Raw genomic sequence first — 23,922 nt, forward strand, 5'->3', positions numbered from 1 at the left:
CGACGGTTAGAACGGTACTAGTTCTGGAGTACCGGCGGGGGCGGAAGTCGCAGGGAATCGACCGTGTGTCCCGTCTCGACGAAATGCTCGATGGCTCGCTTCGACACCTCACGCTCGGTGTACCCGTCGGTCGTACTGACGTGCCAGTGACACTCGAGACAGTATTTGTCCATGTACGTTCTCCCGGGGCAACCGTGGAAAGAGTCGTGCAGGACATCGAAAGGAATCGCCAGCGCAGACAACACCACGACGAGACAGGTCAACCGTCTCGAACGTTCGACGTCGGAATCTGCTCAGTCGCGACGGTCGACGCCCGGATTCGTCACGGCACCGTCGGACGCCGAGGCGAAGTCCCGGCCGAACTTCGCGAGTACGCCGCCCTCGTAGGCCGGTTCCGGCTGGTCCCACTTCTCCCGGCGCGATTCGAGTTCCCCGTCGCTAACGTCGACCGACAGCGTCCGTTCGGGAATGTCGACCGTGATCTCGTCGCCGTCCTCGAGGAGGCCAATGGGGCCGCCGACGAAGGCCTCGGGTGCGACGTGACCGATCATCGGCCCCCGAGTACCGCCGGAGAACCGGCCGTCGGTGATTAGCGCGACGTCGTCCTCGTGGCCCGCGCCGACGACGGCGGCGGTGACGCCGAGCATCTCGCGCATGCCGGGGCCACCTTTCGGCCCCTCGTTTCGGATGACGATCACGTCGCCGCTTTCGATGTGGCCTTCCTGGACGTAGGCCATCGCGGCTTCCTCGTCCTCGAAGATCCGGGCCGGTCCCCGGTGGTAAAACTCGTCGTCGCCGGTGACCTTGAGCACCGCGCCGTCGGGTGCGAGGTTGCCCGTGAGGATCTTGATCGCACCCTCCTCCTCTTTTGGCTCGTCGACGGAATAGAGGAAGTCGGCGTCGATCTCGTCGTCGACCGGCAGGCCGTGTTCGTCCTCGAGAAACGCCAGCTCCTCGGCGATCGTTCGGCCGGTGACGGTCATCGCGTCGCCGTGGAAGCGGTCGGCCTCGAGTAGCCGGCGGATGACGACCGGAACGCCGCCGACCTCGTGGAGGTCGTTCATCACGCGCGAGCCGCCGGGCGCGAGGTCGGCGATCTTCGGCGTTCGACGCGAGACGTCGTCGAAGTTCTCGATCTCGAGGTCGATTCCGGCCTCGCGAGCGAGCGCGAGCAGGTGGAGAACGCCGTTGGTCGAGCCGCCGACCGCGGTCTGGAGCGCGATGGCGTTCTCGAACGATTCCCGCGTGAGAATATCCGAGGGACGGCGATCCGCCTCGATGACCTCGACCGCCAGTTCGCCGGCCCGACGGGCCACGGCGTAGCGTTCGTGGTCCTCCGCGGGCGGCGAGGCACTTCCCAGCGGGGCGAGCCCGAGCGCTTCGGAGATCGACGCCATGGTGTTGGCGGTAAACATCCCGCCACACGACCCCGCGCCCGGACAGGCGTTTCGCTCGAGTTCGTCCAGTTCGTCGGCGTCCATCTCGCCGGTTCCGTACGAGCCGACGCCCTCGAAGACGTTGACGATCGTCACGTCGCGACCCTCGTGTTCGCCGGGCATGATCGAGCCGCCGTAGAGAAAGACGGAGGGGAGGTCGGTTCGGATGGCAGCCATCATCATCCCGGGAAGGTTCTTGTCACAGCCGGCGACGGTGACGAGCCCGTCCATCCGTTCGCCGAAGCTGACCAGCTCGACGCTGTCGGCGATCAGTTCGCGGGAGATGAGCGACGCCTTCATCCCCTCGGTCCCCATCGAGATCGCGTCGGAGATCGTGATCGTGCCGAACTCGATGGGCATGCCGCCGGCCTCGTCGGTACCTTCGATAGCCGACGTCGCGACGTCGTCCAGGTGGACGTTACACGGCGTGATGTCCGCCGCCGGGTTCGCCACGCCGATCATCGGCGAGGAGAGGTCGTCGTCGTCGAATCCCATCGCCCGAAACATCGCCCGGTGGGGCGCTTTCTCGGCACCCTGGGTCACGTCGCGACTCGGGAGCCGCTCGTCCTTTCCGTAGTCGAACTCGTCGCTGCTCATGGTCGAATCTTGCATCGGGAGACCATAAGTCACCCCTTCTCGGTCGATCGAACCGTCTTCGCCCGTTCGAGGCGCGGCCGGCGCCCGGTGTGGCGGGAATCGCGAATGACTGTTCTTCGCGGGTTTATTTCGCGCGATCTTACCGATTCTCGAGGAAGAAAGCTTATACCGTCCGGTCCGACTCATCGAACCATGGCACGCGATGATCCGGTACGAAGCCAGACAGAGACGACGACAGACGACGAACTACCCAATCTCGTGACCATCGTGGGACGGGGCGTTCCCTCGACGTTCGAGATCGCCGTCGACGGCGAGATCGAGATGCTCGTGGACGATCCGCTCCGGGAGGCGACGGTCGTCTCGAAGCACGTCGCCGAGGGGACGATCGACGTCGGCGTCCAGCAGTTCCGGTTTTCCGGGCGCATGGCAAACGTCACGCTTGTCGACTGGAACGGCGTTTCGGCCCCGGATTCGCCGAGCACCCCGACCGTTCACGTCGATTACGACGTACCCGATCGTTGATAATACCGGCTGTTCTCTCCTGGATCTCCGACCGGACGAGCAACGGCACTGCAGACGCTCGCGCCGCGGCGAACACTCGACAGTCGTTGCCTTCGTCGAAACCCCCTTCCCCCGACCGTTCGTATCGCGACTAACGCATGCCGAAGGCGACCGTCAGCACGGGCGCACGCCTCCACGTCGGCTTTCAAAATCTCTCGCTCGCGCGGGTTCGACTCTACGGCGGGATCGGCGTCGCCCTCGAGCGTCCGCGAGTAACCGTCACGGCCCACCCGGCGGACGCAGTCGACGCCGACGATCCGCTACTCGAGGAGTACGCGAGTCGGGCGGTCGAGGTACTCGACGTTCCCGGCGTCGATATCGAACTCGACGAGCGGTTCCCGCGTCACGTCGGTCTCGGGAGCGGAACCCAGCTCGCGCTGTCGACACTCGCGGCGACGGCGAACGCCCACGGCCTCGAGAGCCGAGTTCGATCCCGTGCGCCGGCGATGGGGCGGGGCGGTCGAAGCGGCGTCGGCGTCGCGACGTTCGAGGCCGGGGGATTCGTCGTCGACGCGGGCCACCCGACGGCGCGGTTTACGACCGAACCGCCGACCGAAGGCGACTGGAGGGTTCCGCCGGTGGTCGCCCGTCACGACCTCCCGGAATCCTGGCGATTTCTCGCCGTCGTTCCAGATTCCGAGCCCGGACGCAGCGGCGCCGACGAGGACGCGAGCATGCGGGCGGTCGTCGAGCGCGCCGACCCCGCCGTCGCCGACGAGATCGCCGGAATCGTCACCCGGAAGCTGCTCCCCGCGGCGGCAGACGGTCACCTCGAGGCGTTCGGCGACGCCGTCGCGGAGATCGGGCGCAAGAACGGCAGCTGGTACGCCGACGCCCAGGGCGGCGTTTTCCGTCCGCCCGCTGGTGTCCTCGTCGAGGCGCTCGGCGAGTGCCCCGTCCTCTCGGGCGTCGGCCAGTCGTCGTGGGGTCCCGTCGTCTACGGACTGACCGATCGCGACCACGCTGACGAAGCCGTCATCGCCGTCGAGGACGCGCTCGACGATCGCGGCCTCGACGGCCAGGTGATACTCTCGCGTGCGGCGAACGACGGAGCGCACAGTTGGGTCGACGGCGTCTGACGGTTCCGTCCTGCCGACAGCATTCGCGTGCCACAACAGGTAAGCGGATTCGCTCGAACGGTGGGGCATGGAGCGGATGCCCCTCGGCGTCTCGCGACTCGACCGCCTCATCGGCGGCGGCGCGCCGACCGGAAGCGTCGTCTTGCTCGCGGGCGGGTCCGGGGCCGGAGCGCGAGAGTTCAGCTACACGAGCGCGATCATGAACGGGCTGGCAGCGTCCGATCCGGAGCTGTTCGAGTTGCACTACGGCGACCTCGAGCCCGAAGCGACCCGGCCGGACGGCATCCACTACGTCTCGTTCACCCACGAGCGCGACGCCGTCGCCGAGGAGATGGCTATCGTTATCGACGACGAAATCGTCGACCGCGGGATGGACGGCGTCGAGTTCGTCGAACTGGCACAGGAGTACTTCCAGCTGACGCCGGTGCCGACGGAGTGGTACGCCGATCGACCGGCGGACATCACCGAACTCGGCGGTCACGCCGACCGAAGCGACGTCTTCGAGGCGTTCGCCGACTACCTGAGCGAACACGCGGCTTCGAACCTCGTCGTCGTCGACTCGGTGACCGACCTCGTGGCGGCGATCGACGATGGGTTCGGCTGGAGCGACCTGATCGTGGCGCTGAAGGGCCTCGCACGCGCTTCACACCGGTGGGGCGGCGTGATCCTGCTGTTGGTCAACGCGGATACGCTCACGCCGACGCAGCTCGGACGGCTCAAGGAGGCGACCGACGGAACGCTGCGCTTCGAGTGGGAAAGCGGCGGCTCCCAGCGCGCGCGAACGCTCGTCGTCGAACAGTTCCGGGGCGTCCTCTCGCGGCTCGAGGACGAGAACGTCGTTCGATTCGAGACGGAGATTCACGACGGCGGCTTCGACGTCAGCAACGTCCGCAAGATCCGGTAGCGACCGACTCGCCTTCGGCGAGCGGCGGAAACGGCAAGAATCCTTATCAGTCGATCCGACGTCATTCGAGCGTATGGCAGGCGAGGACCACCAGGACGGCGGCATCTCGTTCGCGCTCCCTGCCGACGTGGACGACTGGATCTCCGAGGAGGCCGACCGGCGCGACGAATCGCGCGAGGCGGTCTGTCGGGACATGATGACGGCCGCCCACGCCGTGGCGACCGGGGACGATCACACGTCGGTCGACGAACTCGTCGGTCGCGACGACCTCGAGTCACTCGAGGGCCAGCTCGAAGCTCAGCGCGAGGAGTTCCGCGAGCTCCTCGAGGACGTCCGCTCGCGCGTCGTCCAGGTCAAACGCGAGACCGACGCCAAGGCGGCCGTCGATCACGATCATCCCTCGCACGCGAGCGACGAGGAACTCGCCGATCTTCGCGACGACGTCGAGGCCCTCGAACGTCGCCTCGACGCCGGGTTCGGTAACTTCGAGGAGATACTCGAGCGCCTTCTCGATCGACTCGACGAACTCGACGCGCGTTCGACGACGCTCGCGTCGACGGTCGTCGACCTCCGGGACCGACGCGACGAACTCGCGGCGAACGAACGCGACAGCGCCGCCGTATCCCGCCTGCAGCTTGCGGCCAACCAGCTCGGTATCCGAACCGCCGCCTGCGAGGATTGCGGTGCGAGCGTCGACGTCGGGCTGTTGACCCGCCCGGAGTGTCCCCACTGTTCGAGTTCGATCGCCGACGTCGCCGAAAAGTCCTCGTTCTTCGGCTCCCACCGACTCCTCACCGGCGATCCGCCGTCGCTCGAGAGCGCACCGTCGTCCGATCTCGATACGCAATTCGACTATGACTGATACCGACGAGTCGACGCGGCGGAAGTTCGACCGATCGGCCGACGAGTCCGGAGAACCGACCGCCGACGAGTCGGAACCGCTCGCCGCCCTCGCCTCGAGCGTCGCGGATTCGAGCGCGGACGATCCGCCGAACGGCGATCCGTTCGACGACCTATTCGATCGGGAGGACATCACCGCGATCGACGGCCAAGCGCTCTGGGATCGGCTCGAGAGCGATGCGCTGTCGGACGTCGATGGCGACCACTGCGAGGTCGAAAAGCGAAGCTACTGCCACCAGTGTGAGCACTTCGCGGAGCCGCCGACGGTCGCGTGTACGCACGACGGAACGGAGATTCTCGCGATGCCGACGCTGGAGACGTTTCGCGTCGTCGACTGTCCGGTCGTTCGGGAAGAGAAAGCGATCGAGCGGGGGTACGGTCGACGGGAGTGATCGCGTCCGGGAAGATTTTTGCGCCCGCGGCCGTAGTCGCGGACATGCAGTTCTGCGACGAGTGCGGTTCGATGATGAAAGCGCGAGACGATCGCATGGTCTGTACCAACGACGAGTGCGGTGCCTCGAGCGAACGCGATCAGGATCGCGAGCGCGAGTTCGTCACGACGGAGTCACAGACGTTCGACGACGTGATCGAATCGAGCGAGGAGGCGAACTTCGAGGGGAAGCCGAAGGCGTCCGACGTCGTCTGCGACGACTGCGGGAACCAGGAGGCGTGGTACACGATCAAACAGACGGCGTCCGCGGACGAGCCGCCGACGCGTTTTTTCAAGTGCACCGAGTGCGGTTACCGGTGGCGCGAGTACAATTAGCTTCGCTCGAAGTCGGTTCGATCTGAGCCGAGATCTGTCCGTCCGATCGGCTCAGGGTCGGTCCGTCCGATCCTGTTCGAGACCGTTTCGATGGATGCGTTCAGGACCGCGTTGGAGCCGTCGAAACGAAATGACTCGACGATCGCTGAGGGGTCGGTCAGTCGTCGTCCGCTTCTTCGGCCGCCTCCGCGTACGCCTCGACGTCCGGGTTGGCGAGCGGGTGCCGGTCCATGACGCCGTCCTCGCCGGGTAACGTCCGAGCGCCGAGGACGCCCTCGTCGGCGTCGTGGACCTCCTCCCACTCCGAGTAGTAGTTCCCGAGTTCGCGCTCGGGATCGTACAGCTCGAGTTCGTCCACAGGAAACGAGGCCAGATCGCCGGTGTCCGTCGAGATGCTGACGTCGCCGCCGACGAACGCGTTCAGGTAGATGCTCGTCGCGGGTGCGCCGTTAACGATGTATCGCGCCGACGATTCGAACCGGTTCAGTTCGAACCGGTCGATGTACGAGCCGTCCTGATTCGACCGAACGGTGCCGTAGATCTCGCAGCCGGTCACATGCGCATCGTACGCGCTCCTGATGTCGATCGCGAGGTCGGAGTCGGGTTTCGACTCGATCACGCAGTCTTCGAGCGCGCCGCTTCCGGTGACGTTGACACCCGATTTGAGCTCGCACCGACGCAACAGTACGCCGTTCAGACCAACCGTTCCCTCGATCGTGCTGTCGAGGACGTAGCCGTTTCGGCTCTTGAGATCTCTGTAGAACAGACACCGCCGTCCGGCGATCGACCGACCGGAGACGTCCCCGTAGAAGCGACAGTCGACCGGTTCGATCTCGTGTGAGAGGTCGTCGTTGAAGACGCTCTCGTGGGCGGTCGTCGGCCCGCCGAACGAGCCGTTGACCGTACAGTAGTTCGCGTCGATCGTCGCCTCGTCCTCCTCGTAGTCGCCCTCGTCGCCCATTCGGGTGTACTCGAGATCCGCCGGTATCTCGAGCGTCGCGTTCCAGAACCCCGGCGCGCCGTCTTCCGGGCGAAAGTGTGCGTTCCCCCGGACGACGAACGACGACTCGTCGGGCATCTCGATCTCGATCACCGTCTCGTCGGCCGACGCCCCGACGTACGTGTACGTTTTCGTCAGGATCTCCCCCTCGAAGTCGGCGTATTCGGCCGACTGTTTGACCGAGTACCTCCCCGATTCGAGGCCGATCACGTCTCCGGACTCGAGCGAGTCGTACGCCTCCTGGAGCGTCTCGTAATCCGCCTCGTCGCTCGAGCCGACGACGAAGTCGGGTTCGGGCGGCTCCGGACCGCCGTTGCTCTCTCCGTTTTCATCGTCTCCGCCTTCGTCGTCGTCGTTTCCGTTTCCATCACCGTTTCCGCCGCCGTTGCCGGTCGAGTCGTCCGGCTCGTCGTCGAGGCACCCTGCGAGTCCGGCTATCGCGGCGCTCGAGCCGAGGACGAACGAGCGCCGGCGCAGCCGATCAAACTCCGATAGTTCCCACATAACTTCTCGAAGTGACGAATAAGTAATAAACTTTGTTCGTTGAGACGAACCGTCGTCACCGACGCACAACGTTAACAATGCGTCGACCTAACCCGCTGTAAAGGAATGCCGACCGGGCCACAGCTTCCCGGCGTCGAGCGATCCGACGCCGAGGACCGAATCGTCTGCCACGTCGACGCGGACTGCTTCTACGCGTCCTGCGAGCGGCTTCGCGAGCCCGAACTCCGGGGAGAGCCCGTCGTCGTCGGGATGGGATACGAACCCGGCGAGACCGTCGGTGCCGTCGCAACCGCCAGCTACGAGGCCCGCGAGTTTGGCGTCGAGAGCGCCCAAGCAATCTCCACCGCGCTCGAGCGCCTCCCCCGTCGCGCCACGTTCGACGCGGACGACGCGGATCTCGAACGGCAGGAGACGGGCCACTATCGCCCGGTCGATATGGACTTCTACGAATCGGTGGCCGCCGACGTCCGGGAGATCCTCCACGACTGTGCCGACGTCGTCCGGGAGGTGAGCATCGACGAGGCCTACCTCGACGTGACCGACCGGACCGCGTGGGGCGTCGCCGACGGCTTCGCCCGCCACGTCAAAGACCGGATCCGACGCGAGGTCGGCGTCACCGTCAGCGTCGGCGTCGCGCCGACGATGAGCGCCGCGAAGATCGCGAGCGACTTCGACAAACCCGACGGACTCACCGTCGTCCGACCGGGCGAGGTTCGCGAGTTTCTCGCGCCGCTTTCGGTCGAGTTACTCCACGGCGTCGGCCCGGTCACCGCACGAGAACTGCGCGAGATGGGACTCGAGACGGCCGAAGACGTCGCGGCGACCGATCCTAAACCGCTGGTCGAGCGGTTCGGCGAGCGCGGCCGTGAGCTGTACGACCGGGCCCGCGGTGAGGACGACCGCCGGGTCGAGCCTCGCGGCGAGCCAAAGAGCTTTTCGCGAGAATCCGCGTTCGCCGAGCCCGTCGAAGAGCCCGAGCCGAAGTACGACCGGATCGAGACGCTCGCCGCGGCCGTCGCGGATCGGGCCCGACGCGAGGATGCGTTGTACCGAACGGTCGGCGTCAAAGCGGTCACGCCTCCGTACGACGTCAACACCCGGGAACAGAGCCTCCCGGGACCGGTGGACGATCCGGAACTCGTCGACCGGATCGCTCGCGACCTGTTCGCCGAGTTCGAGGACGTCGCCGTCAGAAAGCTCGGCGTCAGGGTCGCGAACCTCGAGTTCGCGTCGTCCGATCAGGCGAGCCTCGACGGCTGGGAGACGGCCGGTGGCGACTCGCGATCCGACGGAGACGATCGGAGCGGTACCGATCCGGACCGATCGACGGACGACCGGTCGAATCGAGCGAACGGTCAGTCCTCGTTGACCGATTTCTCCTGACGACGAAGCTGTTTCGCGCGGTCTCGACGCCGGATCGACGGAACATCGAAATTATAATCCCTCGATTATAATTCACTATCGAACCAGGGTTCCCGACTCGTCATGACAGCAGATTTCTACGACCTTCTCGACGTCCCTCCCGACGCCTCCCAGGACGACATCAAGGAGGCCTATCGCGAGAAGGTCCGGATCTACCACCCCGACGTCAACGACGACGACCGGGCGCGCGCGCAATTCACCGCGGTCAAGAAGGCCCACGACATTCTCGGAGATCCGGTCGAACGCCAGGCCTACGATCGGCTGGGACACGCCGATTACGTCGCAAAGCGGACCAGCGGCATCCCGTCGCCCGACGTCTGGGCGGATTCCGACGACGCGTCGACGGACGCCGACGGCTCGAGGCCCGGCGACGAGACGACCGACGCAGACGCTCGCTCGTCGAACGCGACGTCAGCCCGGGCGTCGACCGAGTCGACCTCGGAATCGGCGTCCGGCTCCGGGTCGACGTCGCGGACCGGATCGGGCTCGAGCGGCGCGTCGAGTTCGCGCACTCGAACGAACGCCGACGCGACGGATTCGAGGCGTCAGAGACGCACCGGGTGGACGAACGGAACGGACGATTCAGCACGCTCCGAGAAGACGTCGACCACGTCGGCCGCGAACGACGACCGATCGAGTTCCACCGGGAGCGAAGCCGTCGACGCGGGATCGTCCACGAACTCGGCTGACGCCCGAAACGCGACGGGAACCGGAACCGACGGCGCCGTCAGTTCGACGGACGGTGGGACCGCTCGCGGCCATCACCGATCGGATCGGGCACCGCGTTCCTCCTCGAAGCGAGCGGGCGACGGCAACTCGATCGTCCGCTGGTGGCGGCGGCGAAACGTCGCGTTACCGCTGATCTGGCTCTCGGTGATGCTCTACGCCGTCGGTCTCGCTCACTTCGCCCTCGAGAACGAGCGCGCGTTGACGGCGCTCGGACTCGAACTCGCCGGTGCAGACGGCCTCGGTGCGGTCGCGTCCGTCTTCTCGAGCGGTCGGTACGGAGTCGAGACGCCGGTCGAGTTCGTCGCGTCCGTCGAACCCGTTGCCCCGCCGCTTTCGGGCCTCGAGTGGTACGTCGCGCTCGCCGGCGTCGTCGCGGCTGCGATCGTGATCGTCCTGCTCTCGCGTCTGTGGTTTCGCGACCGCGTGCGGGGTCCGATCTCGATCGACGAGACGATCCTCGTCGCGCTGGCGCTCGCGGTTTCGACGGGGCTGGTCGGCGGCCCGCTGCTGGCCGGCGCGGTGTGTATGCCGTTTCTGTTCGGCGTGATCGTCCACCACACGCGGCGAAGTCCCGGCTGGAAGCCGTCGTACCTGTACGTCCTCCCGGTGCTCGCGCCGATCGGCGGGATCGTAGCCGGGATCGCGGGATACGCGACGCTCTCCGTCGATCTTATGGCGTTCGTCCTCCTCCCCGCCGCCGGGGCGCTCGGGCTCCCGTTGCGGGCGACGATCAGAAAGCACCTGGGTCGGTGACGTCGCTCCGGAGCCGGTCGGAAGATCGTCGGCGTCAGCCGACCGTCGTCGCGACGCCTTTCGTCTGTCGGTAGTCCCTCTCTAGGATCGCCTCGAGCGTCGAGACGAGCCGGTTTCGGTCGTCGCCGCCCCACTCGGTCGGCGCTCGAACCGGGACGACCATGAACCCCCGCCCACGGATCTCCTCGGTGTGGAGGGCTTCCATGTCCAGATCGAGGCGATCGCGCTGGGTCGTGTACTCCCGCAGAACGTGGTCGGTCGCTCGCTCGCCGACCGGCAACAGCACGTGGGCGTTGATCGCCCGGAGTTCGGCGTCGAAGTATCGCTCTAGCTCGTCGTACTCCGCTTCGGTCGGCTCGTGGCCGTCCGGAAGCGAACACATGTGGACGTAACTCCAGTAGCAGTTCTCGAGCGTCGGCCGATCCCGTGGTCCGGTGGCGAATCCCAGATCGCGATAGACGCTCTGGACGGCGAGCCCATCGTCGGTTTCGGTGAACGGAACGCCGGTTCGCTTGCCGCCGTGGACGCCGGGGTGGTCGCCGATGACGTGAAAATCGGCGTTGGCGTCACCGTAGCCGAACGCGGCCACGCGCTCGTTCGGCCCGCTTCGATCGAACGGCGGTCGCAGTCCGAACGGATTGCTCGTCCTATCGGTGACGTTTCTCACGGACGGACGGACGGCTCGAGACCCAATAACGGTTTTGAGAAGCACACGGCGACCCTCACCTCGGTCGGCACCCGTCGATGAGCGCCGTCTCGAGCGTTCCCAGTGTGCGATTCCGGGCCGCGGAACCGCTCGTCGTCCCGTCGCCGATTCGATTTGCCGTCGAGGTCGCGCGTCAACGATCGTCCCGTCCGTCAGCACCGGCGTTGAGGCCGGGGTTCGGCGATCTCCCCTCCGCGGCGGAGTCGTCCGTTCCGGTGCCGACGACGATCGTCGAATTAATGAGCGTCGCGAGGCCGCGACGCAGCCGCTGGGAGACGGCTGAATCGGACACGTCGAGGCGTTCTCCCAGCTCGACGAGCGTCGTCCGTCGCGGCACGTCGAAGTATCCCGCTTCGTAGGCGGCGACGATGAGCTTGCGTTGAGCAGCCGTCAATCCGAACCGAAGTTCGCTGTCGGGGCTGATGGCTTCGTGGAGCTGGATCAGCTCGATCGAAACGTCGCGTTCGAGACAGTCGGTGTAGAACGTCGAGAGGTCCTCGTAAGAGGGGAATCTGAGCCGAAAGGTCCACCGGTCGTGCGTCCCGGCGGCGCTGGTGACGATAGCGTCACTCTGTTCGACGGACTCGAGTACGCCGTTGATCTGTTGTTTCCAGCCGATTTTCACCAGAACGTGGTCGTCCATCGCGTCGACGACCGAAACGGACGTGACGCTCGGTTCGGCCTCGAGACGCTCGAGGATCTCGTCGGCGCCGTCGTCGGGGATCCAGAGGTACGGAATGACGTCTTCGCTGGTCGGCACGGTCGTTTCCACCGTCACCGTCGCGTTCGTGTCCGGCTCGAGCAGCGATCCGAGCGGGAACTCGGCCGCCGGGATCGCGACCGTCGCGATGACGCTCATTGCTCGAGGGGCGGGTCCGAACGGGAGAAACGAGCGTGACTCACAGTCGTTTCACCACCAGGACACGTTCTCGGGGAGTCCAACCATACATTGTCGGTTCGCTCGCTAATATATTCAGCCGTACTTAGAAGAATCGGGCGGTTAGATATCGAAGGCGTTTAAGACCAGGTCGGGGCCGACCTGTCGCCGTGGAGTAATTTGCGTCCCGTCGGCGTCGAATCGTTCGGTCGATCGCAATTCGGGATCGATGTCCGAGCGACGGTGGTTCGGAACGGGTGATAGAACGAGAATCACCGGCAGCGGTCAGTTGGACTGAACCGACGTCGCCGACGGCAGGGTGAAATAAAACGTCGTTCCCTCGTCGGATTCGGAGTCGACCCAGATGTCGCCGTCGTGGTGGGCGACGATCTTTCGACACAGCGAGAGTCCGATACCGGTTCCGGGGAACTCGTCGTTCGAGTGAAGGCGATTGAAGACGTCGAAGATGCCGTCGACGTACTCGGGCTCGATGCCGATTCCGCGGTCGGCGACGGCGAACAGGCAGCGATCGCCCCGGCGCTCGCAGCCGACCTCGATCTGCGGCGGCTCGTCGCCGCTGTACTTGATCGCGTTCGAAAGGAGATTGAAAAACAGTTGTTCGAGTTGGTGGACGTTTCCGGCGACGGCGGGCAAGGAGTCGACGGTGATCTCCGCGTCGGTCTCGTCGATGCGCACGTGCAAGTCGGTGAGCACGTCGTCGACGACGGCGTTGCAGTCGACCGGTTCGACGTCGGATTCGTCCGTGTCGATCCTCGAGTAGGCGAGCAATCCGTCGATCATCTCCCGCATGCGGTCGGATCCGTCGACGGCGAAGTCGATGTACTCTCTCGCGTCTCCGTCGAGGTCGTCGCCGTAGCGTGACTCGAGCAGTTGCAGATAGCTCGAAATCATCCGCAACGGCTCCTGCAGATCGTGCGACGCTACGTAGGCGAATCGCTTGAGACGCTCGTTCGACGCTTCGAGTTGCGACACCGTTTCGTCGAGGTCGGCTCGCGCCCTCGACCGATCTGCCAGCGTGTTCAGCATCCGCTCGACGTCTCGCATCGGCTCGTCGGGTTCGAAGAACTCCTCCGGCGGCGTGTAGTAGAAGTTGTGACAGACCGTCCCCTCGTAGACGATGTGGGGATGCGTTCGAATCACGTCGATCAGCGTCTCCGGCGGAATCCGCTCGCAGTCGTAGTGACAGAGCGCGATACAGTTTTCGCCCCGAAACAGGTCGTTGACGCGGCTCTCGTAGGCCATGAACTCCTCGAGCGTCGCATTCTCGTCGAGTACGAAGTTCGTACTCGCGGTGACGCGAAGGCCCGGATACGACTCGTTCGCGTCCTCGATGGCGTCGGCGTACACCTCGAGCATGTCGTCGGGATCGAACCGGCCGGACCTGAGATACGTCTCCTCGAGCGAGTGAAACGTGAGCTGACCGGAGTCAACGGCCGCGTCGACGTCGGCGTCGCCGCCACGGAGTTCGTCGAGAACGGTCGACCGAGAGAACTCGTCAATGACGTACATGACCCGCTCCCCCCGTTCGATTCCCTGCCTGATAAACGGCGTAACCGTCTCGAATCGCTCGTCTCGATCCCGGTAGAACAATGCGATGTGCTCGCACGTCTCGAGCTCTTCGAGATCATCGAACGGTTCGATCGTCCCGTGAAACTCCGGGCTCTCCCGAAGCGCCTCGAGGCCGCTTTCGACGGTCAACAAATCCTCGTCGCCCGAACGCTCCGTTTGTGACTGTCATCGAGAGCGGGGGTCCGTACCTGAACTCATCGTCACGTTCACGAGGTCGATCGATAAGTAGCCTTCGTCCGCCGACCCGTTTCGGCCTCCGTGGTAGCACGGAACGTGACGATCGGCCGGAACGTTCGTCGGAAACCCGTTCACGCGTCGTTACGACGCGACGTCGCACGCGCTCTCGATTACGCGTTCGAACGCGTACTCGAGGCCGAACGCACGAACCGGACGGAAACGAGAAACGCCACGAGTAAGACGGCGGCGAGGATCAGGTAGGGAACCTCGAGCGCCGGGTTGACGGCTCGCCGGCCGAAAAAGAGGACCGCGACGACCAGCGGCGGCGTCGCGAGCGCGCTCGCGACGGTCAGTCGGTCCTCGAAACGGTCGCGGACGACCATCGCGGCGACGATGGTCGAACCCAGAAGTGTGAGCGTCACGCCGTACTGAACCAGCTGCATCGTCGGCGAGTAGTTCACGGTGGCGGTTCCCACGACGGGGCTGAGCGCGACGTGGAGCGCGAGCGCGACGACGCCGACCGCGAGCGCGACGACGGCGTGAGCCGAGGTCAGTTTCGACTGCCAGACGAGCACCGTGGCGACGACGAAGAGGACGAAGATGAGCACCGCGGTCCAGAAGTGCAACGAGAGGATCGTCATCTCGTACTGGAGCACCGTCTCACGACCCAGAACGACCTGGATCGGCGTCAGAATCATTCCGAGTACGACGAGCCTCGCGACGCGTCGGTCGACGGTCGGGAGCCGCCAGGCCGCGAGCGCGGAGCCGACGATCGCGAACCCGGCGAACATCGCCACGAAGCGGTGGAACCACTCGTAGAAACTCGGCAGGTTCGCCGGGAGCAAGTTGTACGGACCGGCGTCGCACTGGGGCCAGTTTGCCTCACAGGCGAGTCCCGAGCCGGTCGCCTTCGCGGCGACGCCGAGCAGGATCGTCGCGGCGACTAACACGAGCGTCGTCGCGAGTAGCTGCGGAAAGCCGAACCGATCGATCAGCGGGCGGACTACCGGACGAAGGGAGCGACTGTCGGTCGACACGTGCGTTCGCGCGAGGGTTGGGCGGCGCGGTATTTAGGTTGCCCGAGTCGTTCTTACTCGGCTGGAATCGGACGGGAGACGGCTCGACGGCGGCACGTACTCGACGAACCGAGAGCCGTTTCCGCGTCGCTCGCGTCTCGCCTCACGATCCGTTCGATTCGATGTCATCGCATTCAAGAGCCAGCCACGCCAGCACTCGGTATGGACAAACGTGAGCGCCTCGACTCGTACCTCGAGGAACGCGACCTCGACTCGGTCTGGTTCGCGAGGCCGAACTCTTTCGCCTGGCTGACGGGCGGGAGCAACGTCGTCGATCGCGAGACGGACGCCGGCGTCGCCGCCGTCGGCTACGACGGCGACGAGGTGACGGTGCTGACCGACAACATCGAGGCGGATCGCATCGCGGACGAGGAACTGCCCGACCTCGAGTCGACCGACTTCTCGCTCGAGCGGTTTTCCTGGTACGACTCCTCGCTCGCCGACGAGATCGGGACGCGCGTCGGTGCCGACGAGCGCGCTGCGACCGATATCGACGTTCCCGGCCTCGAGTCGGTCGATCCGACGCCGCTGCGCCAGCCGCTGACCGAGCGCGACCGGAAGCGGTACCGAACGCTCGCCCGGGAGACCGCGGCCGCCGTCGAATCCGTCTGTCGGGAACTGCGAACCGACGACACCGAACACGAGGTCGCGTCGGCGCTGCGCGTCGCGCTGTCGGCCCGCGAAATCGAGGCTCCGGTCGTTCTCGTGGGGGGCTCCGAGCGGGTACAGCGGTACCGCCACTACACGCCGACGCAAGCTGAACTGGGCGAGTACGTGCTCATTTCGGTCACGACGCAGCGCGCCGGACTGCACGCGAGTTGTACCCGGACCGTCGCCTTCGATCCGCCCGAGTGGCTCGAGGAGCGCCACGCGGCCGCGGCACGCGTCGAGACGACCGCGCTCGCGGCGACGGAGGAGGCCGCCGCGGCCGGCGACAGCGCTGGCGACGTGTTCGCGGCGATCCAGGACGCCTACGACGCGGTGGGGTACGACGGCGAGTGGAAGCACCACCATCAGGGCGGCGCGGCCGGTTTCTCGGGGCGAGAGTGGATCGCGACGCCCGATCACGACGCGTCGGTCGCGATCCCGATGGCCTACTCCTGGAACCCGACGGTCCAGGGTGCAAAGAGCGAGGACACGGTGTTGATCACCGACGACGAGTACGAGGTGCTGACGCGGACGGGGAACTGGCCGACGACGACCGTCGAGGCGATCGATCGCGACCTCGAACTCGAGCGGCCGGACGTCCTCGTCCTCGAAGACGACACGTAGCGATCACGACGTCTCTTCGTCCGAATCCGTGAGTTCCGCGTCCCTTTCGCTGGCGCTCTCGACCTCGACGTCCGATTCGGAATCGTCGAGCGCGTCGCGTTCGGAGTCTTCGGTCTCGACGCGTCGAATCTCGCCCGGGAACGAATCGGTCTCGTCGACGGTGATCGTCACGGGTTCGGCGTCTTCCCGCACGTCGACGTCGGCGTCCTCGTCGCGGTCGAGGACTCGATCGAGCGTGAAAATCGTGTTCAGCTCCCGTTGTACCTGATCGACGACGCCGCCGACCAGTTCGCTGGGCTGGATCGCCCGGTACTCGTAGGGGTTGTTTCCGGCGCCTTCGCTCGCCCGTTTCTCGCGCGTGACGCGTTCCTCGTCGTGCAGTTCCGCGAGCGCTTCGCGGACCGTACTCGGGTAGAGTCCCGTCCCCTTCGCGACCTCCTCGGACGTGCTGCCGGGGTTTGCAAGCAGGTGGACGTAGATCTTTGCGCGGGTCTCCGTGTCGAGGATCCAAGACAGGAGATCGACGATCCGCTGGTCGACCTCCTCGACTGCCGTCTGTCGCACCCCCTCGGCCTCGTCGACGACCGCCTCGTCGTCCTCGAGTGGCCCGTTCTCGCCGCTCTCACTCTTGCTTCGGTGGTCGTCGGGATCCATGTGCCCTCTCGTGGGGGTCAAAGTTTCGCTCGTGGATAAAGCTTTGCGGGGTCGCTCGCGGTGGACAGGGTGGCTTCCGCCGCCAGCCACCTTGCGAGCCGCCCTGGCGGCGGATCGAGGGCCGATACGGACTGTCGTCTCCGGTCCGGAGCAACCGTCGATCGTGGACGGTCGCACCGACATACGTGGTGATTGGCAAACGAAGGCATACGTTCGACGGACTGTCTTCCGGTGGTTGGTACGTTACGAGAGACAGCGGATGGATCGTCTCACACCAGATCCAGTGAACTCGTTGCTGATGTGCTCCGTTGGGACAACTCAGATACGTCACACGCTCAACGGCTGGTACAGGATTACGGCCAGTCAAGAGGGAGTTCGTCTTGGTGGTTGGTAAGCAACGTGAGAAGTGGCTCAATTTCATCAAACTGGGACCCTCGCGTAATTGTTTTAGTTTGAGTGTTCCAGTCGACGAAGCCCGAATCTGCAAGTTTCGGGAGATGCGTATGGTAGAGTTCTAGTTTGAACTGATTGAGGCTGTCGTCGTCAGCTACGAACTCTGTGACCTCGAACTCATCCTCAGTTCGTGGGTTCTCATCGGCCAGTTCCAAGAGAATTCGTCGCCGGGAACCATGGCTGAGGACATCGAATACGTCACTTAGCGATGTCGTGGCCGATGGGAGTAATCGCTCATTGTGCGATTGGCACTATCAGTCAACGTGAAATAAAGAATTTCGTTGACCAGTCAAACTATTTTTAACGCTCGTGTGGAGTGTTGCCTAGTCACCGGCCGTCGAAGAAAGCAACGTGGCTTCGAGAACCTTCTCGTTCCCACCTCGAATCCGTGCCGAAACCGCCTGTTTCGTAATGTCGAGTTGATCTGCTAACTTACCGAGGCTCACCTCACTTGGCGTTGCGAAATACCCTCTCCGGAGTGCAAGTACCAACGCCTCTCGTTGTTCGGCCGAAAGCCCGAACTGGCGCCGTTCGTCAGTTACGTTAGCAAACGTGTAGATTCGGTTGATATGGATCTTGACGTCGTGAACGGACAAGATGTTTTGAAACTGCGCCAAATCGTCGTGATTGGCGAACCGAACGCGAAATTCCCACGTAGTTCCCGTTTGAGAGCGCGCTTCGAGGATTGTAGAATCTGTCTGAATGAGCGCATCGATGAGATCTTCCGTGGGATTGACCCACGTGATCCGGTACAACGCTCCGTTCTCTATCTTATCGAGTAGCAGAACCTCGTTGACAGATGGACTCCCGGTGAGTTGTGTTTCAAACGTCGATACCACGGTGTCGAGTTCGGCTTCCGTAGTAAGCCAGATGAACGGGTGAACGTATCTTCCCGTCGGGATGATTCGTTCCAGTTCGAAGGTTGTGTCCGATACGCCCGAGAGCGTGTCGCCAAGCTGGAACTGATCCGCGTCAATGGTAAGCTCGAGGACGACACTCATAGGACAGGTACGCGACCCAGCCTCATAGACCTCGCCGTTGAACGGGGGGGTTCCGATTGAATAGGTGTCAAGAGGTTTTCATTGGGACAATCCTTTCACAGATCTACTCGTGGGAATACACGGATCGGAGAGATAACTCCCCGGTATTAGTAATGCATATCTAATAAATTTACGGCGCGAAATGGCGTGACTTTCATTCGCTGATGTAGCAACGTTCGCGCCCCGTATCTTGCCCGCTGATTTCGACACGTTAGCGATCAGCCACTTCGAACGTGTGTAACTCTTGTCGCGCTCTGGCAGTTACAGCGGTCCGTCCGACGTCGACGGCGACCGCCGGCCCCGACGGGAGCGGCGACGATCCGAGTCTGCCTACGTTCGGTCACACCGCCTTCGCTTCGCATTCACTTTCACTCCGGTAACGCACACCTTTTAGCCCCGCCGTTAGTATGAGGGGACAATGACGTCGTTCCAGTCGACACTCGGTGAGGAGCCGGGGATCGCCGAGGAGCTGGCCGAGAACCAGCAGGCGATCTCGATCGCCGAGTTCTTCGAGAAGAACAAGCACATGCTCGGCTTCGACAGCGGCGCTCGAGGCCTCGTCACGGCCGTCAAGGAGGCCGTCGACAACGCCCTAGACGCCGCGGAAGAAGCCGGGATTCTCCCGGACATCTACGTCGAAATCCAGGAGGACGGTGACTACTACCGACTGATCGTCGAGGACAACGGGCCGGGGTTGACGAAGGAGTCGCTCCCGAAAGTCTTCGGGAAGCTGCTGTACGGATCGCGGTTTCACGTTCGCGAGCAAAACCGCGGACAGCAGGGGATCGGCATCTCCGCGGCCGTGCTCTACTCTCAACTTACGAGCGGGAAACCGGCGAAGATCACCAGCCGAACGCAGGGTGAAAGCGAGGCGCAGTACTTCGAGCTGATCGTCGACACCGACGACAACGAACCCGAAATCAGCGTCGAGCGCACGACCTCGTGGGACCGCCCGCACGGCACTCGGATCGAACTCGAGATGGAGGCGAACATGCGCGCTCGTCAACAACTCCACGACTACATCAAGCACACGGCGGTCGTCAACCCCCACGCCCGCCTCGAGTTGCGCGAGCCGAAGGCGGAGTTCAAGTTCGAACGGGCGACCGACCAGCTCCCCGAAGAGACCGAGGAGATTCGCCCCCACCCACACGGCGTCGAACTCGGCACCGTGATCAAGATGCTCGCGGCGACCGACTCCCACACCGTCTCGGGATTCCTGCAGGAGGAGTTCACGCGGGTCGGGAAGAAAACGGCTGACTCGGTCATCGACGCCTTCCGCGACCGTCACTACGGCCGCGAGATGCGCTGGCGATCGCCGGCAGCGCACGAAGGGATCGAGCTCGAGTCGACCGTCTCCGACGCGACCGCCAACAAGGGTGCCGACGCGACCGCCGCCTTCGCCGACGCCATCGCCGAGGCCGTCGACGACCGCGACCGGATCGCCCACCACGAACTGCGCGCGGACGTGGAGGCGGCCGCGGAGGCCGTCGAAGCCGAGCACGGGACGACGTTCGGCGAGACGGTCCGTGAGAACGCCGTCGAAGCCGTCTGGCTCGTGCTGATCGATGCGGTCGACGACGAGGACGACGCCACCGACGTAGCGGCGGCGGATCCCGACGGTTCGAGGCTCGTCGCCGACCTCTACGAACTCGTCGACGACGCGACGAGTACGCGAAAGGACGACGAAGTCGTCCACGCGTTCGCCGAGCGGCTCGCGGCGAAGTTCGAGGACGCCGGCGAGGAGGACGTCCGCCACCGCCTGACGCGTCGGACGCTTCGCGACCACGTCGATCGGGCCGCCGAGTTGACGGAGGAGTACGACGACGTCGCATTCGGAGACACCGCCCGCGAGAACGTCGTCGACGCCGTCTGGAACGTGATGGCGACGGTTCCCGACGATCCGCCGCTGGTTCGAGAACTCGAGAGCGACCGGGACGCGAGCAGCGACCTCGTCGACGGGATGCGCGAGACCGACATCATGGCTCCGCCGACGCGCTGTCTCTCACCCATCAGCGCCGAACTCATCGAGGCGGGACTCGAAAAGGAGTTCGACGCCGACTTCTACGCGTCGTCGACGCGGGACGCCGAGGTCCACGGCGGCGATCCGTTCATCGTCGAGGCGGGCATCGCCTACGGCGGCGAACTCGAGGCGGAGGGAAGCGTCGACGTCCTCCGCTTTGCGAACCGCGTTCCGCTCGTCTATCAGCGCGGCGCGTGTGCGACCACAGACGTCGTGAGATCGATCGGTTGGCGAAACTACGGGCTCGACCAGCCCGGGGGCTCGGGGCTGCCGAACGGGCCGGCGGTGATCATGGTCCACGTCGCCTCGACGAACGTCCCGTTCACGAGCGAGTCCAAAGACGCCGTCGCGAACGTTCCCGAGATCGAAGACGAGATCGAACTCGCGATCCGCGAGGCGGCCCGCGAGCTCAAAAGCTACCTGAACAAGCGCCGCTCGATGCAAAAGCGACGCAAGAAACAGAACGTCCTCGGGAAGATCCTGCCGGAGATGGCCGAGAAGGTGGCGGAAGTCACCGGACGCGCGGAGCCGAACATCGACGACGCGATCGCTCGCATCATGAACAACGTCCTCGTCGAGCGCGAGGTCGAACGGAACGGCGACGGCCAGTCCGTCTCGGTCGTCGTCGAGAACAACTCGAGTACGAACGAGTCGCTCGAAATCACCGACATCGTCACCGCCGAACCGCGCAACCTCTCGGACGGCGCGACCGTCGTCGAGATGGACGGCGAGTGGTTCGTCAAGTGGGAACCGGACGTCGAAAGCGGCGGCGACGCCGCCCTCGAGTACGAGATCGCGGCCGACGGAACGTTCGACCTCGACGTCAAGGGCGTCGAAACGGAGAAACTCACGGTGAAACAATGAGCGCAGACACCAACCAGGAGGCCAGAGAGCAGTTGATCGATCTCGCCGCACAGTTTTACGACCAGTTCGAACTGGGCGAGATCCCCCACATGTCCGTGCCGACGCGGACGAAAAGCAACATCGAGTACGACGAGGACAAGAGCGTCTGGGTGTACGGCGATCGCGAGTCGACGCGCTCGGCGAACTCCGTCCGGGGTGCACGGAAGCTCCTGAAGGCGGTCTACACGATCGAGTTCCTCGCGAACCAGCTCGAGGAGGACCGTTCGTCGACGCTGCGTGAACTCTACTACCTCTCGGAGAGCTGGGACAACGAGGAGGCGCAGTTCTCCGATCAGGACGAGTCGAACGGGCTGATCGAGGACCTCGAGATCGTCTCGGGGGTCACCCGCGAGGACTTCCACATGCGCCCGGAGGAGTCGGGAGCGACGATCATGGGGCCGCTTCACCTGCGCGAACAGACCCGCCGCGGGGAGCGCGAGATCCACTGCCAGGAGGACGTCGGCGAAGGAGGCTACCAGATCCCGAACAATCCGGACACCATCGAGTTCCTCGACAACGACGCCGACTTCATCCTCGCGGTCGAGACCGGCGGCATGCGGGATCGCCTCGTCGAAAACGGCTTCGACGAGGAGTACAACGCCCTGATCGTCCACCTCAAAGGGCAGCCGGCCAGAGCGACCCGACGGATCACCAAGCGACTGCACGACGAACTCGAGCTTCCCGTCACCGTCTTCGCAGACGGTGACCCGTGGTCGTACCGGATTTACGGCTCGGTCGCGTACGGATCGATCAAATCCGCACATCTCTCGGAGTACCTCGCGACGCCCGAGGCCAAGTACATCGGCATCCAGCCCGCCGACATCGTCGAGTACGATCTTCCGACCGATCCGCTCTCCGACTCCGACGTCAACGCCCTCGAGAGCGAACTGGACGACCCCCGGTTCCAGACCGACTACTGGGAAGAACAGATCGAGTTACAGCTCGAGATCGAAAAGAAGTCCGAACAGCAGTCGCTCGCCTCCCACGGTCTCGATTTCGTCACCGAAACGTACCTCCCGGAACGGCTGGACGAGATGGGAATCATCTAACCGCGCAGTCGTGTCGCCTTCGACGAACGCCAGCTTCACCCGGTCCGTCGTGACGACGTACCGATGTAACCGCGACGCGCGTGCGATCGCTCCGGAACTGGCTTACAGCGGTCCGTAGCGAGCGTCGTCGGTGAGGCCGCCTTCTCGATCCCGTCATCGAAACCGCTTTTCAGGGTGACGTCAGGGCCGGGGATCCTCGAGGACGACCGGGACGCCGCGACTGGCGACGTCGACCACGAACGCCTCCTCGTCCGTCGCGATCTCGTCGAACGTGTCGTAGTGGACCGGCAACACGAGATCGGGTCGCATCGCCCCGGCGAGTTCGGCGGCCTCGCGGCGGTTCATGGTGAAGGTTCCGCCGATCGGGGGCACGAGGAGGTCGACGTCCATCTCCTCGTGAAACGGAAGGACGTCGGTGTCGCCGGGCCAGAACGCGGAGACGCCGTCGACCGTGACGACGAATCCGCAGCCTGCGCCCTCCGGGTGGTGTGGTGTTCCGTCGGCGTCTGTGTGCGGGCCCGCCGGTTCGTTGTACGCCGGCGTCGTGAACAGATCGAGGGGGCCGAGGACGAACGACTCGTCGTCGCCCACGCGCTCGACCGCGTACGGCAGTTCCTCGGGTCGTTCGTCGACCCGATCGATCCGGCGTGCGTCGATCGATTCGTGAACGGCGACGATCGCGTCCTCGTGAGCGACGCGACGGATCGACTCCGGATCGTAATGGTGGTCGTGTGATACGAGGATGAGATCGCCGTCGCGGGCAGTGTAGTCGTCCAGGACCCCGTACGCTTCCGGACCCGGATCGACGTAGATGACGGCACCGGTCTGGCCCTCGAGACGGACGCTCGCGAGGCCGAACCAGTCGATCGTTACCGCGCCGAATCGGACGGTCATGTGACACCGTTCGTGCGAGCGGATCGAAAAGGATTCGCCTCCTCGTTTCGGTGTCCAAGCGGCGAACGAATCGGCGCACTAACCTACATGATCAATACATATATACCGGAACACATATAAACAGATTGCCGCTCAGTTTATAAAGTAGGCGTAAGACTTATATGCCTTACGGCCTTACTCTACGTTAGCCGAGGCGACCGGGTTTCTTCTGGTTACCCCACCCGGGAGCCCCGAGTAACCCACCCGATACACCATGACAGATACCAACCTTCGAACGTATTCGAACGAGCGAACCGAGGAAGAAGAGCAGACGACGACCCGGTCGGACGAGCGAGAGCGCTGTCCGGAGTGTAGCGGACGGCTCGTCAGCGACGCCGAGCACGCCGAGACCGTCTGCGAGGACTGCGGCCTCGTCGTCGAGGAAGGCGAGATTGACCGCGGCCCCGAGTGGCGCGCCTTCGACGCCGCCGAAAAGGACGAAAAGAGCCGCGTCGGTGCCCCCACCACCAACATGATGCACGACCAGGGGCTTTCGACCAACATCGGCTGGCAGGACAAAG

General features: G+C 64.5%; 22 protein-coding genes and 1 pseudogene. 12 read left to right on the plus strand and 11 right to left on the minus strand.

From position 1 onward, the window contains the following. Positions 1-17: 17 nt before the first annotated feature. Together EA472_RS22620 and ilvD are read right to left on the minus strand one after the other, a co-directional pair. Positions 18-173 (minus strand): hypothetical protein, encoded by a 156-nt coding sequence (locus EA472_RS22620; protein ID WP_165874934.1) that lies wholly within the window; start codon positions 171-173, stop codon positions 18-20. 120 nt (positions 174-293) lie between these two features. Continuing rightward, the gene (gene ilvD / locus EA472_RS17310; protein ID WP_124192766.1) at positions 294-2,033 is read right to left on the minus strand and encodes a dihydroxy-acid dehydratase; all 1,740 of its coding nucleotides are present in this window, start codon (positions 2,031-2,033) and stop codon (positions 294-296) included. A 192-nt stretch (positions 2,034-2,225) separates the two neighbouring features. Here ilvD and EA472_RS17315 point away from each other — a divergent pair, with 192 nt between their 5' ends. The 6 genes from EA472_RS17315 to EA472_RS17340 all read left to right on the plus strand — a co-directional run bounded on the left by EA472_RS17315 (position 2,226) and on the right by EA472_RS17340 (position 6,243). Continuing rightward, complete coding sequence (locus EA472_RS17315) at positions 2,226-2,555, plus strand: hypothetical protein (protein ID WP_124192767.1); 330 nt, start codon at positions 2,226-2,228, stop codon at positions 2,553-2,555. A 137-nt stretch (positions 2,556-2,692) separates the two neighbouring features. Beyond that, positions 2,693-3,673 (plus strand): beta-ribofuranosylaminobenzene 5'-phosphate synthase family protein, encoded by a 981-nt coding sequence (locus tag EA472_RS17320; RefSeq protein WP_124192768.1) that lies wholly within the window; start codon positions 2,693-2,695, stop codon positions 3,671-3,673. A 67-nt stretch (positions 3,674-3,740) separates the two neighbouring features. Beyond that, the gene (locus EA472_RS17325) at positions 3,741-4,577 is read left to right on the plus strand and encodes an RAD55 family ATPase (RefSeq protein WP_124192769.1); all 837 of its coding nucleotides are present in this window, start codon (positions 3,741-3,743) and stop codon (positions 4,575-4,577) included. Between the two features lie 73 nt (positions 4,578-4,650). Next, positions 4,651-5,439, plus strand: a complete 789-nt coding sequence (locus tag EA472_RS17330) for a hypothetical protein (protein WP_124192770.1) — start codon at positions 4,651-4,653, stop codon at positions 5,437-5,439. Then, positions 5,432-5,869: a hypothetical protein gene (locus EA472_RS17335; protein WP_124192771.1), complete on the plus strand. Its 438-nt coding sequence runs from the start codon at positions 5,432-5,434 to the stop codon at positions 5,867-5,869. The genes EA472_RS17330 and EA472_RS17335 overlap by 8 nt, the downstream gene beginning before the upstream one ends. 44 nt (positions 5,870-5,913) lie before the next feature. Next, positions 5,914-6,243: a transcription factor S gene (locus EA472_RS17340; RefSeq protein WP_124192772.1), complete on the plus strand. Its 330-nt coding sequence runs from the start codon at positions 5,914-5,916 to the stop codon at positions 6,241-6,243. A 157-nt stretch (positions 6,244-6,400) separates the two neighbouring features. On the opposite strand, the gene EA472_RS17345 is transcribed toward EA472_RS17340, so the two are convergent. Continuing rightward, entirely contained in the window at positions 6,401-7,747 is a 1,347-nt protein-coding gene (locus tag EA472_RS17345) for a hypothetical protein (RefSeq protein ID WP_124192773.1), read from the minus strand. Positions 7,748-7,852: 105 nt separating this feature from the next. Here EA472_RS17345 and dinB point away from each other — a divergent pair, with 105 nt between their 5' ends. Beyond that, entirely contained in the window at positions 7,853-9,130 is a 1,278-nt protein-coding gene (dinB, locus tag EA472_RS17350; RefSeq protein WP_124192774.1) for a DNA polymerase IV, read from the plus strand. Between the two features lie 102 nt (positions 9,131-9,232). Continuing rightward, positions 9,233-10,651: a DnaJ domain-containing protein gene (locus EA472_RS17355; RefSeq protein WP_124192775.1), complete on the plus strand. Its 1,419-nt coding sequence runs from the start codon at positions 9,233-9,235 to the stop codon at positions 10,649-10,651. 34 nt (positions 10,652-10,685) lie between these two features. On the opposite strand, the gene EA472_RS17360 is transcribed toward EA472_RS17355, so the two are convergent. The 4 genes from EA472_RS17360 to EA472_RS17375 form a co-directional block, all read right to left on the minus strand. After that, positions 10,686-11,318 carry a uracil-DNA glycosylase family protein gene (locus EA472_RS17360; RefSeq protein ID WP_207891178.1) on the minus strand — a complete coding sequence of 211 codons (633 nt, stop codon included), beginning with the start codon at positions 11,316-11,318 and terminating at the stop codon, positions 10,686-10,688. 172 nt (positions 11,319-11,490) lie between these two features. Further along, positions 11,491-12,216: a helix-turn-helix domain-containing protein gene (locus tag EA472_RS17365; protein WP_124192776.1), complete on the minus strand. Its 726-nt coding sequence runs from the start codon at positions 12,214-12,216 to the stop codon at positions 11,491-11,493. Positions 12,217-12,519: 303 nt separating this feature from the next. Continuing rightward, positions 12,520-13,953: a sensor histidine kinase gene (locus tag EA472_RS17370; RefSeq protein WP_243637889.1), complete on the minus strand. Its 1,434-nt coding sequence runs from the start codon at positions 13,951-13,953 to the stop codon at positions 12,520-12,522. Between the two features lie 218 nt (positions 13,954-14,171). Continuing rightward, positions 14,172-15,038 (minus strand): cytochrome oxidase assembly protein, encoded by an 867-nt coding sequence (locus tag EA472_RS17375; RefSeq protein WP_124192778.1) that lies wholly within the window; start codon positions 15,036-15,038, stop codon positions 14,172-14,174. Positions 15,039-15,239: 201 nt separating this feature from the next. Between EA472_RS17375 and EA472_RS17380 the strand changes: the two genes are divergently transcribed. Further along, positions 15,240-16,349, plus strand: coding sequence for a M24 family metallopeptidase (locus tag EA472_RS17380; protein WP_124192779.1), 1,110 nt, complete (start codon positions 15,240-15,242; stop codon positions 16,347-16,349). Positions 16,350-16,352: 3 nt separating this feature from the next. On the opposite strand, the gene EA472_RS17385 is transcribed toward EA472_RS17380, so the two are convergent. The 3 genes and pseudogenes from EA472_RS17385 to EA472_RS17395 all read right to left on the minus strand — a co-directional run bounded on the left by EA472_RS17385 (position 16,353) and on the right by EA472_RS17395 (position 18,457). Beyond that, entirely contained in the window at positions 16,353-17,003 is a 651-nt protein-coding gene (locus EA472_RS17385; RefSeq protein WP_124192780.1) for a helix-turn-helix domain-containing protein, read from the minus strand. Between the two features lie 353 nt (positions 17,004-17,356). After that, positions 17,357-17,638: pseudogene (locus EA472_RS17390) on the minus strand (DUF7344 domain-containing protein); the annotation flags it as partial. A gap of 141 nt (positions 17,639-17,779) precedes the next feature. Then, positions 17,780-18,457 (minus strand): helix-turn-helix domain-containing protein, encoded by a 678-nt coding sequence (locus EA472_RS17395; RefSeq protein ID WP_124192782.1) that lies wholly within the window; start codon positions 18,455-18,457, stop codon positions 17,780-17,782. Positions 18,458-18,914: 457 nt separating this feature from the next. On the opposite strand from EA472_RS17395, the gene EA472_RS17400 reads away from it, so the two are divergent. Next, positions 18,915-21,380, plus strand: coding sequence for a DNA topoisomerase VI subunit B (locus tag EA472_RS17400; RefSeq protein WP_124192783.1), 2,466 nt, complete (start codon positions 18,915-18,917; stop codon positions 21,378-21,380). Then, positions 21,377-22,468: a DNA topoisomerase IV subunit A gene (locus EA472_RS17405; RefSeq protein ID WP_124192784.1), complete on the plus strand. Its 1,092-nt coding sequence runs from the start codon at positions 21,377-21,379 to the stop codon at positions 22,466-22,468. The genes EA472_RS17400 and EA472_RS17405 overlap by 4 nt, the downstream gene beginning before the upstream one ends. 180 nt (positions 22,469-22,648) lie before the next feature. Here the strand turns inward: EA472_RS17405 and EA472_RS17410 are convergent, their stop codons facing one another. Beyond that, on the minus strand, positions 22,649-23,362 hold the full coding sequence (locus EA472_RS17410; RefSeq protein WP_124192785.1) for an MBL fold metallo-hydrolase: 714 nt from the start codon (positions 23,360-23,362) through the stop codon (positions 22,649-22,651). Between the two features lie 253 nt (positions 23,363-23,615). Here EA472_RS17410 and EA472_RS17415 point away from each other — a divergent pair. Next, on the plus strand, positions 23,616-23,922 hold a 307-nt coding region (locus EA472_RS17415; RefSeq protein ID WP_279387186.1), incomplete at its 3' end, for a TFIIB-type zinc ribbon-containing protein.

This window comes from Natrarchaeobius oligotrophus (genome assembly GCF_003841465.1).
In the GTDB taxonomy this organism is placed as follows: domain Archaea; phylum Halobacteriota; class Halobacteria; order Halobacteriales; family Natrialbaceae; genus Natrarchaeobius; species Natrarchaeobius oligotrophus.